Here is a 12,255-nt window from a genome sequence, read left to right as displayed (position 1 = left end):
CGTCCGGCTCAAACAGCAGGACGCTTGTACCCCCGATCGAGCCCTCGCCTGCGGCCAGTACTCTGAATCGCCCCAACACCCCAGCAGGACCGAAACAGCTCTCAGCGATTATTTGCAAAGACAATCCTTATGCGGCAACTGATTGCTGCTTATTGTTTACTGAGTGCTGATGGCTAATCGCTAATCGCTAATCGCTAATGGCTGATGTTCGACTCGCCTTGAACACGGAATCAATGACACTACGTCTGATGACGTACAAACCTGTCTTCGTCAATGTCGGTACTGGCCTCGTCTCTCGCGGTATCTATGCCTACCTGAACAACCATCATGACGAGCGCTTCGGCTTCAAAAACAAACGACAAGCTCAAGATTACGCACGACTGCTTGTTAGGCCAGGATATCCTCAGCAAGATTCATACTCCCATAAAAACACCAGGCACTCGATAGCTAGTAGTGGACTCCTATTTTTCTATCCCCCACACCCTCTACCCGCCAACTGCTGAAAGTGACGGTCAACAAGCAAACCTCGACACCCTTCCAGCTCCCAACGCACTTAGAGCAGCAGAAAGAAGCCACATACAGCCAGGCCCCAAAAGGACGGAAGTCTCAGTTTTATAGTCATTGTGAGCCGGTCTGGGCCGGGGGGTCGTCCTCTGGGCGATTCAGGCTTCTTGCCGCAGGCGGGCTTGCTATTCGGGGTTCAAGCGTCCTGTTGTTTGAGCGAAATGCTTGTGCCTTGTCCGGGGGACAAGGCACTTTCGCGAGTTCAGGATGCGCCCGAATAGCAAGCCTGACCAGGGCACCGGTGCGCAGCACCGGCAAGGAGCCAAGCCCGGAGGACGGCCCCCCGGCCCAGACCGGCGTTTTCACGAGTCACTATCTAAACATGCAGGCTCTCTGCACTCCTTATCTCCCAACCCTCCTGCTCCACCCCCCCCCACTCCTCAACACTCAGGAAAACGAAGAAGAAGAAGAAGAAGAAGAAGAAGAAGAAGAAGAAGAAGAAGAAGAAGAAGAAGAAGCCCAAAACAAAACCGCCTCAGTTCCCAAAAGAAACTGAGGCGGTCTCATCTTCAAACAAACAGCAAACAGGCCAAAGGCTTACTTCTCCACGCCCCCACCCAAAATCACGCCGTTCACTTCCTTACCGTAGTAACTTTCCTCGCCATCATGGAACTCCACACGCGCTTGCTCAACCGTCCCCTTCTGACGAGCATCCTTGGGACGCTCATGACTGTTGATGTAAGCCGCTACGTCCCAGGCATCCTGATCGGACAAGGAGAACGGTTTACCCAAAGGCATATTGGCCTTGATGAAACCAGCAGCCGTATCAATACGAGCCATCCCTGCACCCCAGTTATACGAGTTGGGGCCCCACAAAGGCGGGAACACCACGCCACTTTCGGCATCCTTCTGCCCCTGGCCATCGACCGCATGACACAAGACACAGTTGTTGGTATAGACCTCTTTACCGCGTGCTACGTCATAGCCCAGCTCAGTCTTTTTAACTTTGGGGAAACCAGCACCCGGCAACTTCTGACCCGTAGGCGCCCCATCGGACATCCAGTACATATAAGTCATCAAGTCACGATACACGTCGCTGCCAGCGGGCGGCGCAACACCCGAGGGCGAAGCCTGCGCATTCATGGAATAGGTAAAACAGCCAATGATGCGATCTTCCAGCGTGCTGATCGCCTTGGTCTTGGCACGATAGGCGGGATAGCTGACATAGGCTCCCCACATAGGCGCAGAGTGTTCACGACGACCACCGTCCAGGTGGCAGTTCACACAAGCCAAGGTATTGCCCACGTGATCCGACACCGTGGTCGAGGTTTCCATAAAGATCTTGTGACCGCGACGAACCGCCTCGCCATACGGCGTATCCGGAATGCTGCTCTCTGGCGGTGGCACGTAGTAACCATCTGCGCCTACCGGCATACCAGCCGTGACCGAATGCTTGTCCTTGCTCTGTGCCTTGCGATCGGCTTCCATGGCCTCACGACTATAGGTGGCCTCGCCAACCTGGATAGTGCCCTTGTCGGGCGAACCCAGGGAAAAGGACAACCAGCCCTTGGCGTTCATGCCATAGCCAATCGCAAAAAGCAGCACACCAATACCGGCCCCCCAGGCCAGTCTGCGTCCACCCGACATGGTGGATTTGCTGCGACCATTTTTTTGAGTGTCTTTCATAAAAAGCTCTCTGTTCTGATCTTATTTCGCCTGCTTGCCATTGGCTGGCAGCGAGGCGGCGTAATAGGAAACCGCATACAGGTCCTCGTAGGACAAGCGCGATGCGATGTCATCCATCAGGCTTTGCGGCGAGTTGTGACGATGGCCGCCTTTCCAGGCCGACAACTGACTGAACAAGTACTCGGCCTGTTGCGCAGCCAACGGCGGGAAAGACGTACCTACGCCTTCACCCTGACTGCCGTGGCAACTGATACATGCAGGCACGTTCTGCTTCCAGTCCCCTTTATGAAACAGGGCTTCGCCACGGGCCAGGTTCGCTTCCGAACTGGGCACATTAATGGCAGGAGCAGGCAGCTTGGCGTAGTAAGCAGCCAGCTCTTTCATATCCTCAGGCTTCAAACCGCGAGCTACGTACTGCATGGACTCGTTCAGGCGTGTACCTTGAGCAAAATCCTCCAGTTGCTTGAGCAGATACGCCTCGGGTATACCGGCCAAACGAGGAGTGATGCCTGCGCCTTCACCGGCCTCACCGTGGCAGGAAGCACAGCTCCACACACTGCCCTGCCCCGAATGCACCAGTACGGGCGCATCCTTCAATGCGGGAATGGCTGGCACCACAGGGGTGCCACCTGCATTGGAAGCAACAATAGCGGCGGTCGGCTTGTCCGCTGCGGCATGTGGCGCCAGATCGTGCAGGTAAAGACCCACACCGGCCAAGGCCAACGCGAACAACACAGCCAACAGGAAGATTGGAATGGGACGCGGCGGCTCCCACGGCTCGAAGGTGGGGTCGATGTTCTCGACCTGGGGCGAACTAGAAACTTTTTCCATTGTCATGACTTGTCCTATTTAGCGCCCGAATCCGTCGAGGCTTCAGCGGGGCGACGATCGTAGCCACGGTCACGTTTATCCAGTTCCTGCGCGCTGGTCGCATAGGTGCGATCCAGAGCCAGCAGGTACTCCACCAAGTCCAGCGCTTCCTTGCGAGCAACCACATGCTTGCCCGCAGGCTGCAGGGACTCTGGCAAACGCACCACTACATCGCCTTCGGAAACCTGGTCCTTCAGTTCGAACATATAGGGATAGGACGGCATCAGGCTCCAGTCAAAAATCGCACGGGGCTGATACAGGTGGGTCAAATGCCAGTCACGGCTTTTCATGCGCGCACCGACGTTAAACAGGTCCGGACCGGTACGCATGGTGCCCAGCAGGTGGGGCGAATCGTAAAAGTAATCGCCCGGTGTGGACGCACGGCCCCAGCCACGTGCCGTATCAAACAGGGTTTGACCGGTAGAGCGTGGCTGCTGGCTGTGACAGTACAAACAGCCGTTGGCCACGTACTCGTCACGCCCCAGCAGTTGCTGGGCGGTATAGGGTTGCAACTGCTCCGGCGGTTCCGAGGTACGCAATTGCCAGGCTGGCAAAATCACCAGCATCAAGGTAGCCAGCAGCAACACGCCAATGGCCCCGATTAGTAAAGGTAAGAGTCGATTCATGACGCATCTGCCCGAGCAAGTGTAGGAGTCGCATTAACAGCGGAACCTTTGCGCAGCAAGAGCAAGGCAAAGTGAGCCGCAAAGACAAAATGGCCCAGTGTCATCATGGTGCCGCCAATGGAGCGGGCTTCCAGATACGGAACCATCTTGCGAGTGATCTCGCCAAAACTTGAACCTGGGTCCATCAAGCCCATGCCCTGCACCACACCGGCAATGCTCAGAGCCAGCACGTAGATCGTGAAGCCTGCCGTCACCAGCCAGAAATGGGTTTTGATCAGAGCCGGGAAGGGCCAGCGACGTCCCAGAATGTGCGGCATCATGTAGTACAGCGTGCCGAACATCACCATGGACACAAAGCCGTAGGCCCCCAGGTGAGCGTGACCGACGGTGTAATGCGTAAAGTGCGTAACCGAGTTCACCGAGCGGATGGCTTCCAGCGAACCCTGGAAGGAGGACAAGGTGTACATCAGCGCGCCAATCCAGACGAAACGCAGGGCCATGGATTGCTTGAAGGCCCACAGGTTCTGCGCAACGGTTACGTGCTGGTTAATGGCCACGGCAATCACCGGCACAAACATCATGATGCTGTGCACCACGGACAAGGTGACGGCCCAGGTTGGCACCGGACCGCCCATCAAGTGGTGAATACCGACCTGGCTGTAGAACAGCGCCAGACTCCAGAAACCCAGCAAGGACACGTTGTAGGAATACACGGGCTTGCCGATGATCTTGGGGATGATGTAGTACGCCGCACCCACACCCATCGGCGTCAGCCACAGCCCCAGCACGTTGTGAGCAAACCACCAATTCACGGTCGCTTGTTGAGCACCAATGTGCAGGCCAGGGATGTTGGAGACCAGGAACAGGAACGGAAACCAGACCATGCCGGCCAGGAAATACCAGCCCGACACATAGATGTGGCGCGATTTGCGGTTGGCGGCGGTTTCAATGGCAGGCCAGGCGAGGAAAAAGCCCCCTACTGCCAACAGAATGTCGATCTGCCAGGGGAATTCCAGCCACTCGATCCCGTCGGACCAGCCATTGGCCACGGCAATCGTGCCGCCCAATACCCCCAGGGTCCACAAGGCGGCGCCGAAGTACACCATATTGGGACGTCGCAAAGGCGTATGAAAAATACGCGGCAACAACCACAGGGCCACGCCAATCCCGGTCACCGACAACCAGCCGTAAGCCACGATGTTCAGGTGCAAGGTACGCGCACGACCAAAGGTCACTTGTGCCACGTCGGCCAGCCAATCGGGCCAATGCAATTTCAGCGAGGCCATCACGCCAAACACCGAACCGATCAGCAGCCAGGTAATCCCGACCGTGACCAGAAGCAGAACCGGCCCCCGACCACTGCGGTCAATACCGGCACGCAAAACGTCAAAGCGATGCGTCTGTGCTTCGTTCTCCCCCCCAAAGGAAGCACTATCATCCGGCTGACCAAGCTCACCTTTCATGAAGATGGTCTCAGCTTCGTTCTTCCCAACGAAGATCAGCTTGTTTGCCACGGCCCAGACAAGAATGCCCAGTGCCACCAAAGAGGCGACAAAACTGGTCGCCAGTAATATTCCTAATATAGGAGTCATGTGAATAAATGCCCGATATCTGTCATGCGGCTAAGCCTAAAGAAACGTCATTGCCCAAGCCGGTTTTATTAAAAAAGTAAGTACCGAGATACAAATGCAATGCAATCTACATCACAGTAGAGGATCAGGATTAAGGCCAAATTAAGAGAACTTTCCCTCTCGCCCCTGCCCTCAAGACTGCTAACATGAACGCCGAAACGTAATAAACATCAGGCTTTGCCTGCACAAGCCGCATTTACCACAGGGGGGAGAATGCACGTTTTACTTGTTGAAGATGATGCGCTCGTCGCCAGCGGAATTGTGGCGGGCTTGCGACTGCATGGGCTGACCGTGGACCACGTGGGCACGGCCAGCCTGGCCGACACGGCCTTGCTGTCTTCGCACTTTGATGTCTGTATTCTGGATCTGGGTTTGCCTGATCAGGACGGGCTGACGCTGCTGCGGCGTTGGCGCGAACAAGGCCGTAAACTGCCCATTCTGATTCTGACGGCTCGCGACGCCCTGCATCACCGGGTTGAAGGGCTGCTGGGTGGGGGCGATGACTATGTCATCAAACCTTTTGACCTGGACGAGCTACTGGCACGCCTGCATGTATTGACACGACGTGTAGCGGGCCACGAAACAGATTGCATTGAATATGGGCGGCTCAGTTTCTGTGCCTCCACCGGCCATGTCACCCTGGACGGCAAGCCGGTCAGTCTGGCGCGCCGCGAGCTCTCCTTGCTGCGTGCCCTGCTCAGCAAACCGCACACCATCCTGAGTGCCGAACAACTGTGCGACAGTGTCTACGGCTACGACCAGGATCTGGAAAGCAATGCTATCAATGTGCACATCTACCATTTGCGCCGCAAGCTGGGCAGCAATATTGTCGAGACCGTGCGGGGCCTGGGCTACAAACTGGGGCCTGCCGGTTAGGTATTTCACACCATGAGCCTACGCCTTAGATTGCTGCTGGTTATCGGCATTTCCCTGACCGTGCTCTGGAGTGCGGTCGCCACCTGGATGCTGATGGATGCACGCCACTCCTTGCGTGAAGCGCTGGATAGCCGACTGGCAGCATCGGCCCGCATGGTGGCCGGACTGGTTGCCCAATTTCCAAACTTGCAGGAGCTGGCCCAATCCGCAGAGCGCCCCCTGGACATCATTGCCCGCGATGGGGTGGCTTGCGAAATCAGTGTGGTGCGCAGCGAAGTAGAAATTCAGGCGGTCAGCCGAACTGCGGGTAGCCCGGATATGTCACAAGTGGCTTTGGGCTTTGGCACGCACGTGCATGGTGGCAAGCGCTGGCGCACCTTTGTGCTGCGCGAAGGCCATATTCAGATTGCTGCCGCCGACAGCATAGAAATACGCGAAGCACTGGTACGGGAAATCATGCTCTCGGCTGGCCTGCCCTTTGTCGTGGCCTTGTTTGGCAGCCTGCTGCTTTTGTGGGTTGGTATCGGTCACGGCCTGGCTCCCCTGGAGCGAATTCGGGACATGCTGTCGCGCCGTCGTCCCGGGGATGACAGCCCACTGCCCAAAGTCAACGTCCCGGTTGAGCTGCAACCCTTGCTGCGAACCCTTGAAGAACTGCTGGAGCGGCAACAAGCCGCCATCATGCGCGAACGCCGCTTTACCGATAGCGCTGCCCACGAACTGCGTACACCCCTTACGGGAATCAAAACCCATATTCAAGTTGCCCATCTGGCTGCCCAACGTCCTGGAGAACGCAACACGCTGGATACGGCCTTGAGCCAGGCAGACCAGGGCGTGCAACAGCTACAGAACATTTTGCAGCGGCTGCTGGAGTTGGCACGGCTGGACGGGCAAAGCGCCCGAATGGAAAGTAGCCAGGCCGACGAGGCGGTATACGCTGCCCTGCATGCCCTTAAAGCCATCTACGGCGACACCATAGACCAGATCACGCTGGATATACGCAGCAAACCCGGCCCGGTGCAGATTGAAAAATCCCTGCTGACAGTGGCCGTACAGAATCTGATCGACAATGCCTTGCGCTATACCAAAGCTCAGCAACCGATCAGCCTGCGGATTGAAGCAGGAGAGCCGGGCTATCTGCGTCTCAGGGTGCTGGACCACGGTCCCGGATTAAGCGACAGCGAACGGGATCTGGCCATGAACCGTTTTTGGCGCGGCTCGCAACAACAGGCGGGCTATGGCTTGGGCTTGTCGATTGTGAACGCTATCGCCACCCAGCATGGCGGAACGCTGGAGCTGCTGAATCGCAAAAGTGGCGGACTGGAAGCGCGTCTGACCGTGCCCCTTGCCGACCAGGGCAACTGAAACCAAGCCACGCAATAAAAAAAGGCCGGAGCCCATGAGGGTCCGGCCTTTCTGTTTGACGCGGTGCTTGCCTGTTTCAGGCAAGCCCATCATCAAAGAATTTGGATTTTAGTTGCGCATGGGCCTTTTTGGCCTGCACCTTCGATGAAGGAAACGCGTTGGTTCTCTTCCAGAGTTTTGAACCCGGTTCCCTGAATTTCACTGTGGTGTGCGAAGAGATCCTTGCCGCCGTTCTCCGGCACGATGAATCCGAAGCCTTTTTCGCTGTTGAACCACTTCACAATACCAATTTCTGTCTTCAAAATAAGTCCTAAATGTAATAACGATCAGAGAAAAAAATTTTCTCTCCCTGAACTATCCTCCGATTGCGTCCACAAAGATAGCTCCGTTACTTTTTAATTGTAAAAATCCGGAAATTCTGTTGTTTCCTGAGCCTGTCCATCCTGTTTGTCTAGCCCCGCCCTTGCATCCGGGATGCCACTGCGCACCATGTCCGGGCCAGCTGCCCCTGCCATCTCCAACACAAGAACGCCTGGGGAAAAGCGCCGCCCTTTCAGCGCCAAACGGTATTTGAGGCCTGAACAACTCACTTCAGCCTATAAAAAATCCCCACGCAATCAAAGCACTCTTGGCTATACTGGCTCGCACTTAGCGGTCTACTTATCCTGATTGACGTGTGTCATGTCATGATCACGAGGAACATACAATGAATCGTAGAAACTTCCTGCTGGCCACGCCGGCTGCCGCATTTGGAACCCTGGTTCTGCCCTCTGCCAGCCTCTCGGCCCCCGCCATCATTACCAACACCAGCCAGATCCTGCCGCGCCACACCAAGGGCCCGCGCATTGTCATTTGTGGGGGCGGCTGGGGCGGAATGACGGCCGCCAAGTACCTGTCCAAGCTGGTGCCCCAGGCACAAGTGGTGCTGATCGAACGCAACCCCACGTTCTGGTCCGGCCCCATGAGCAACAAGTGGCTGATTGACATCGTCAACACGGATTTCCTGAACCACGACATGCTGGCGCCCTCCATCAAATACGGCTACAGCCTGGTTCATGCCGAAGTCACCGCCATCGAGCGCGACAAGAAAACCGTGCGCACGACCCAAGGCGCGCTGGAGTACGACTACCTGATTCTGTCGGGCGGCATACGCAACGCCTACGATGCCTGGTTTGGCAATGACACTTACGCGGCGGAATACACCCGCCAGCACTTTCCCAACGCCTACATCCCGAATGCCGAGATGTTTGCCTTGAAGAACAAGCTCAAAGCCTTCAAGGGCGGCACCATTGTGATGACGCTGCCCCCGCCACCGCATCGCTGCCCGCCCTCGCCCTACGAGCGCGCCTGTTTGATGGCCTGGCATATCAAGACCAACAAGATTCCAGGCAAGATCATCATTCTGGACCCCAAGCCCACCATTGCCCCGATTGGCGAGGGATACCGCGCAGCCTTCCAGGAGCTGTACCCGGACATCATCACCCACGTCCCCAATGCCCGAGTGCGTGAGGTCGATCCCTTCAAGAAGCACATCAAGACCACCGCCGGCGATTTTGATTTTGACGACGCGGTGCTGATGCCCCCGCACCAGGCCGCCGATATGGTCTGGAACGCAGGCCTGGTCGGTACAGGCCCCGATGGCAAACCCACGGGCTGGGCCAATATTGACCCACGCCTGTTCACTGCCCGCGACGACGACAATGTCTACGTGGTGGGGGACTCCATGGGCTTTATTTCCGACCAGTTCGGCCACTACCCCAAGAGCGCCCACGTGGCACACGCCGTAGCCAAGATTGTTTCCCAGAACCTGGCCGAACGTATCGCGGGCAAGGAAGTGGTGCCCGTGCTGCCGGATAATCTTTGCTACATGATGGTCAACGGAGATCCGCAAGAAGAAATCTCGGTCAAGTTTGAATACGAGCTGGACGCAAGCGGCAAGGTTCTGCAAACCCAGATCGATATGGATGTCCGTACCTCCGACCTTGTTCAAGAAGACTTCCAGTGGATCAAGACCCGTTTCAATGACTTCCTCTAAACTTCCCTCCCGTTTTGTCCGCCGCCGCCAGCTTGTACTGGGCAGTGCCGCCGGACTGGGTGCCGCGTGGCTGCCCCTCAATCTGCATGCGCAAGTTGCCTTTGATCAATTGCTGAAACCGGCCACTGCGGCCCAGGTCCAAGCCATTGTGGACGAGTTCCTGAAAGGCGCCAGCCCAGAAGAAAAAGGCATGAAGCTGGATATGCCCGCTCTGGGCGACAACCCCGCCGCAGTGCCCGTCAAAGTGGTGCTGGACTTGCCCGCAAGCGACGAGCTGTATTGCCAGGAGCTGATCATTCTGGCCCAGGGCAACCCGCATCCGCTGGCCTGCCGCTTCAACTTCACCGCCCTGGCCGGAACAACAGAAGTCGCAGTTCGCCTGCGCCTGATTGAAACCCAAACCATCCGCGCCCTGGCACGGTTAAGCGATGGCCGCGTCCTGAGCGCCCAGCATCACATCACGGTGACTGCTGGCGGCTGCGGCATGTAAACAAGGGGCACTCATGAGTAAACCACGTATCTGGATCAGCAATGCCAAGCCCAAGGCGGGCGACATTGTGCGCGTGCGCGCCCTGGTCGAACACCGTATGGAAAGCGGTCTGCGCCTGAGCAAGGAAGGCCAGGTTGTGCCGCGCAACATCATCCACGAGTTCAAGGCCACCTTTAACGGCGAGCCCTTGTTCAACTGGCAGCCGGAAACCGCGATTTCCCAAAACCCGTACATTGAATTTACCTTTGTCGCACGACGTTCCGGCGCTCTGGAAATGAGCTGGACGGACGATCAAGGCGCTGTCATTACCGGCCAGACGGAGCTGAGCATCAGCGACTGATTGCGGACCAGTTCCAGCCCGGCCCCCTGACCTGCCCCATTCAGCGCCCTTAACGGGCGCTGAGTTCATAACAGTGTTCTATATAGTCATACAAGGTGGGCGTAAGGGGAATGCTACGCTGAGCGTCCTTTCCTACAACGATGCACATTGACAAGAAGAATGCCCATGTCCCTCTCTCTGGTAGGTCGTCTCCTTTTTGCCCCCGCCTTGCTCGTGGCCAGCAGTGCCACCGCACCGGCCTGGGCCAGTTCCACGCTGGACATCAAAACGGTGGCCAGCTCCTGTGCGAACTGTCACGGCCCGGATGGGCGTTCCACGACCATCATTCCCTCGCTAGCTGGCCGCCCCGAAGCGGTGTTGCTGGAGCAACTGCGCGCCTTTGCCTCCGATACGCCTCCGGCTGGCACCACCATCATGAGTCGCCTGGTCAAAGGCTACCAGGATGCGGATCTGGAAGCCCTGGCACGTTATTTCTCTGCAGTCTCCTCCACCCCTCGCAGCGTTGCGGAAGGACGTTAAGAATGAGCACACCCTTGAACTCCTCCCGTCGCCAGTGGCTGAGCCGTGTCGGTAAAACCAGTGTGGCTGGTCTGGCCTTGAGCACCCTGCCTGTGTACGCGCGCAGCAGCTCGGCCCATGTCGTTGTGGTCGGTGGCGGCTTTGGCGGTGCAACCGCTGCCCGTTACTTGAAGCGCGGTGATCCATCCCTGAAAGTCACCTTGATTGAACCGGCCACCACCTTTTACACCTGCCCGTTCACCAATCTGTATCTGGCCGGTTTGCGCCGTTTTGAACAGCAGGGCCACGGCTTTGATGATTTGCGCGCAGCCGGTATCGATGTCATTCACGACCTGGCCACTGCGGTCGACTCCCAGGCCAAAACCCTGACCTTGGCCAAGGGCCAGAAGCTGTCTTACGACAAGCTGCTGCTCTCACCCGGGATTGATTTTCGCTGGAACACGCTGGAAGGCTATGACGAAGCCGCTTCCTTGCTGGCCCCGCACGCCTGGAAAGCGGGCGATCAAACCCGCTTGCTGAAAAGTCAGCTGGATGCCATGCCCGACGGCGGCACCTTCATTATGGTAGCCCCCGAAAACCCCTTCCGCTGCCCGCCCGGCCCTTACGAGCGCGCCAGCATGGTGGCTCACTACTTCAAGCAGAACAAACCCAAATCCAAGATCCTGATTCTGGATGCCAAAGACAGCTTCTCCAAACAGGGCCTGTTCCAGGATGGCTGGAAACAAGTCTATGGCGACATGATCGAATGGGTGCCCTTCTCCAAAGACGGCAAAGTCACGCGCGTGGATGCCGCCAAGCTGAGCGTGGAAACCGAGTTTGGCGAGATCCACAAAGCCGATGTGCTGAACGTGATCCCGCCACAAAAAGCCGGAGCCATTGCCGAACAGGCCGGTGTCACCAACGCCAGCGGCTGGGTGCCAATTGACCCGCATACCTTCGAGTCCGAGCAGGTCAAGGACATCTACGTGGTGGGCGATGCCACCATTGCCTCGCCCATGCCCAAGTCCGGTTTCTCTGCCAATACGCAAGCCAAGCTGGCAGCGGCTGCCATCATTAATGCCTTGAGCGGCAAGCCTGCGCCACAGGCCACACTGAGCAATACCTGTTACAGTTTGATCGCTCCCGACTATGGCATTTCTGTGGGGCACTTGTACGCCTTTGCCGATGACAAGCTGGCTGAAGCGTCCGGCGGGGTCAGCCCTAAAGAAGCCAGCCCGGCCTTTCGCAAGCAGGAAGCCCAGTATGGCGAGGCCTGGTATGCCGCGATCAGTCGCGACATCTGGGGCACCAAAGGCTAAGTGGTTCCAACCCGG

General features: G+C 57.3%; 13 protein-coding genes. 8 read left to right on the top strand and 5 right to left on the bottom strand.

The window, feature by feature from the left end:
• Positions 1-886 precede the first annotated feature (886 nt).
• Positions 887-1,060 carry a hypothetical protein gene (locus OSH04_RS18995; RefSeq protein ID WP_266109070.1) on the top strand — a complete coding sequence of 58 codons (174 nt, stop codon included), beginning with the start codon at positions 887-889 and terminating at the stop codon, positions 1,058-1,060.
• 41 nt (positions 1,061-1,101) lie between these two features.
• Here OSH04_RS18995 and OSH04_RS18990 read toward each other — a convergent pair whose 3' ends face one another.
• Genes OSH04_RS18990 through OSH04_RS18975 form a run of 4 tightly spaced genes read right to left on the bottom strand, consistent with a single transcriptional unit; the run spans position 1,102 to position 5,278 of the window.
• Entirely contained in the window at positions 1,102-2,190 is a 1,089-nt protein-coding gene (locus OSH04_RS18990; RefSeq protein WP_247965659.1) for a c-type cytochrome, read from the bottom strand.
• 21 nt (positions 2,191-2,211) lie between these two features.
• Positions 2,212-3,027 carry a c-type cytochrome gene (locus OSH04_RS18985; protein ID WP_035269192.1) on the bottom strand — a complete coding sequence of 272 codons (816 nt, stop codon included), beginning with the start codon at positions 3,025-3,027 and terminating at the stop codon, positions 2,212-2,214.
• A gap of 8 nt (positions 3,028-3,035) precedes the next feature.
• On the bottom strand, positions 3,036-3,686 hold the full coding sequence (locus OSH04_RS18980; RefSeq protein WP_009461016.1) for a cbb3-type cytochrome c oxidase subunit II: 651 nt from the start codon (positions 3,684-3,686) through the stop codon (positions 3,036-3,038).
• Complete coding sequence (locus OSH04_RS18975; protein ID WP_031232271.1) at positions 3,683-5,278, bottom strand: cbb3-type cytochrome c oxidase subunit I; 1,596 nt, start codon at positions 5,276-5,278, stop codon at positions 3,683-3,685. The genes OSH04_RS18980 and OSH04_RS18975 overlap by 4 nt, the downstream gene beginning before the upstream one ends.
• A gap of 252 nt (positions 5,279-5,530) precedes the next feature.
• Between OSH04_RS18975 and OSH04_RS18970 the strand changes: the two genes are divergently transcribed.
• On the top strand, positions 5,531-6,193 hold the full coding sequence (locus tag OSH04_RS18970; protein ID WP_021446792.1) for a response regulator: 663 nt from the start codon (positions 5,531-5,533) through the stop codon (positions 6,191-6,193).
• Positions 6,194-6,205: 12 nt separating this feature from the next.
• Positions 6,206-7,558 (top strand): ATP-binding protein, encoded by a 1,353-nt coding sequence (locus OSH04_RS18965; RefSeq protein WP_060186959.1) that lies wholly within the window; start codon positions 6,206-6,208, stop codon positions 7,556-7,558.
• A 92-nt stretch (positions 7,559-7,650) separates the two neighbouring features.
• Here OSH04_RS18965 and OSH04_RS18960 read toward each other — a convergent pair whose 3' ends face one another.
• Positions 7,651-7,860 carry a cold-shock protein gene (locus OSH04_RS18960; RefSeq protein WP_009461028.1) on the bottom strand — a complete coding sequence of 70 codons (210 nt, stop codon included), beginning with the start codon at positions 7,858-7,860 and terminating at the stop codon, positions 7,651-7,653.
• Positions 7,861-8,264: 404 nt separating this feature from the next.
• Between OSH04_RS18960 and OSH04_RS18955 the strand changes: the two genes are divergently transcribed.
• The 5 genes from OSH04_RS18955 (at position 8,265) to OSH04_RS18935 (ending at position 12,240) form a co-directional block, all read left to right on the top strand.
• Entirely contained in the window at positions 8,265-9,593 is a 1,329-nt protein-coding gene (locus OSH04_RS18955) for an FAD-dependent oxidoreductase (protein WP_035269189.1), read from the top strand.
• Entirely contained in the window at positions 9,580-10,083 is a 504-nt protein-coding gene (locus OSH04_RS18950; RefSeq protein ID WP_009461036.1) for a thiosulfate oxidation carrier protein SoxY, read from the top strand. Before OSH04_RS18955 ends, OSH04_RS18950 begins: the two co-directional genes overlap by 14 nt.
• Before the next feature lie 13 nt (positions 10,084-10,096).
• The gene (soxZ, locus tag OSH04_RS18945; RefSeq protein ID WP_009461038.1) at positions 10,097-10,423 is read left to right on the top strand and encodes a thiosulfate oxidation carrier complex protein SoxZ; all 327 of its coding nucleotides are present in this window, start codon (positions 10,097-10,099) and stop codon (positions 10,421-10,423) included.
• Positions 10,424-10,588: 165 nt separating this feature from the next.
• Complete coding sequence (locus OSH04_RS18940; protein WP_052159242.1) at positions 10,589-10,942, top strand: c-type cytochrome; 354 nt, start codon at positions 10,589-10,591, stop codon at positions 10,940-10,942.
• 2 nt (positions 10,943-10,944) lie between these two features.
• Positions 10,945-12,240 carry an NAD(P)/FAD-dependent oxidoreductase gene (locus OSH04_RS18935; protein WP_026484494.1) on the top strand — a complete coding sequence of 432 codons (1,296 nt, stop codon included), beginning with the start codon at positions 10,945-10,947 and terminating at the stop codon, positions 12,238-12,240.
• Positions 12,241-12,255: the final 15 nt, after the last annotated feature.

This window comes from Alcaligenes nematophilus, assembly GCF_026344155.1.
GTDB lineage: Bacteria > Pseudomonadota > Gammaproteobacteria > Burkholderiales > Burkholderiaceae_B > Alcaligenes > Alcaligenes phenolicus.
This window is presented reverse-complemented; position numbering and strand designations above follow the sequence as displayed.

Bases quoted from the DNA above. Each gene is read 5' to 3' on its own strand.
- soxZ (WP_009461038.1), top strand. From the start codon at position 10,097: ATGAGTAAACCACGTATCTGGATCAGCAATGCCAAGCCCAAGGCGGGC.
- OSH04_RS18935 (WP_026484494.1), top strand. From the start codon at position 10,945: ATGAGCACACCCTTGAACTCCTCCCGTCGCCAGTGGCTGAGCCGTGTC.
- OSH04_RS18940 (WP_052159242.1), top strand. From the start codon at position 10,589: ATGTCCCTCTCTCTGGTAGGTCGTCTCCTTTTTGCCCCCGCCTTGCTC.
- OSH04_RS18955 (WP_035269189.1), top strand. From the start codon at position 8,265: ATGAATCGTAGAAACTTCCTGCTGGCCACGCCGGCTGCCGCATTTGGA.
- OSH04_RS18990 (WP_247965659.1), bottom strand. From the start codon at position 2,190: ATGAAAGACACTCAAAAAAATGGTCGCAGCAAATCCACCATGTCGGGT.
- OSH04_RS18950 (WP_009461036.1), top strand. From the start codon at position 9,580: ATGACTTCCTCTAAACTTCCCTCCCGTTTTGTCCGCCGCCGCCAGCTT.
- OSH04_RS18995 (WP_266109070.1), top strand. From the start codon at position 887: ATGCAGGCTCTCTGCACTCCTTATCTCCCAACCCTCCTGCTCCACCCC.
- OSH04_RS18985 (WP_035269192.1), bottom strand. From the start codon at position 3,027: ATGACAATGGAAAAAGTTTCTAGTTCGCCCCAGGTCGAGAACATCGAC.
- OSH04_RS18975 (WP_031232271.1), bottom strand. From the start codon at position 5,278: ATGACTCCTATATTAGGAATATTACTGGCGACCAGTTTTGTCGCCTCT.
- OSH04_RS18980 (WP_009461016.1), bottom strand. From the start codon at position 3,686: ATGAATCGACTCTTACCTTTACTAATCGGGGCCATTGGCGTGTTGCTG.
- OSH04_RS18965 (WP_060186959.1), top strand. From the start codon at position 6,206: ATGAGCCTACGCCTTAGATTGCTGCTGGTTATCGGCATTTCCCTGACC.
- OSH04_RS18970 (WP_021446792.1), top strand. From the start codon at position 5,531: ATGCACGTTTTACTTGTTGAAGATGATGCGCTCGTCGCCAGCGGAATT.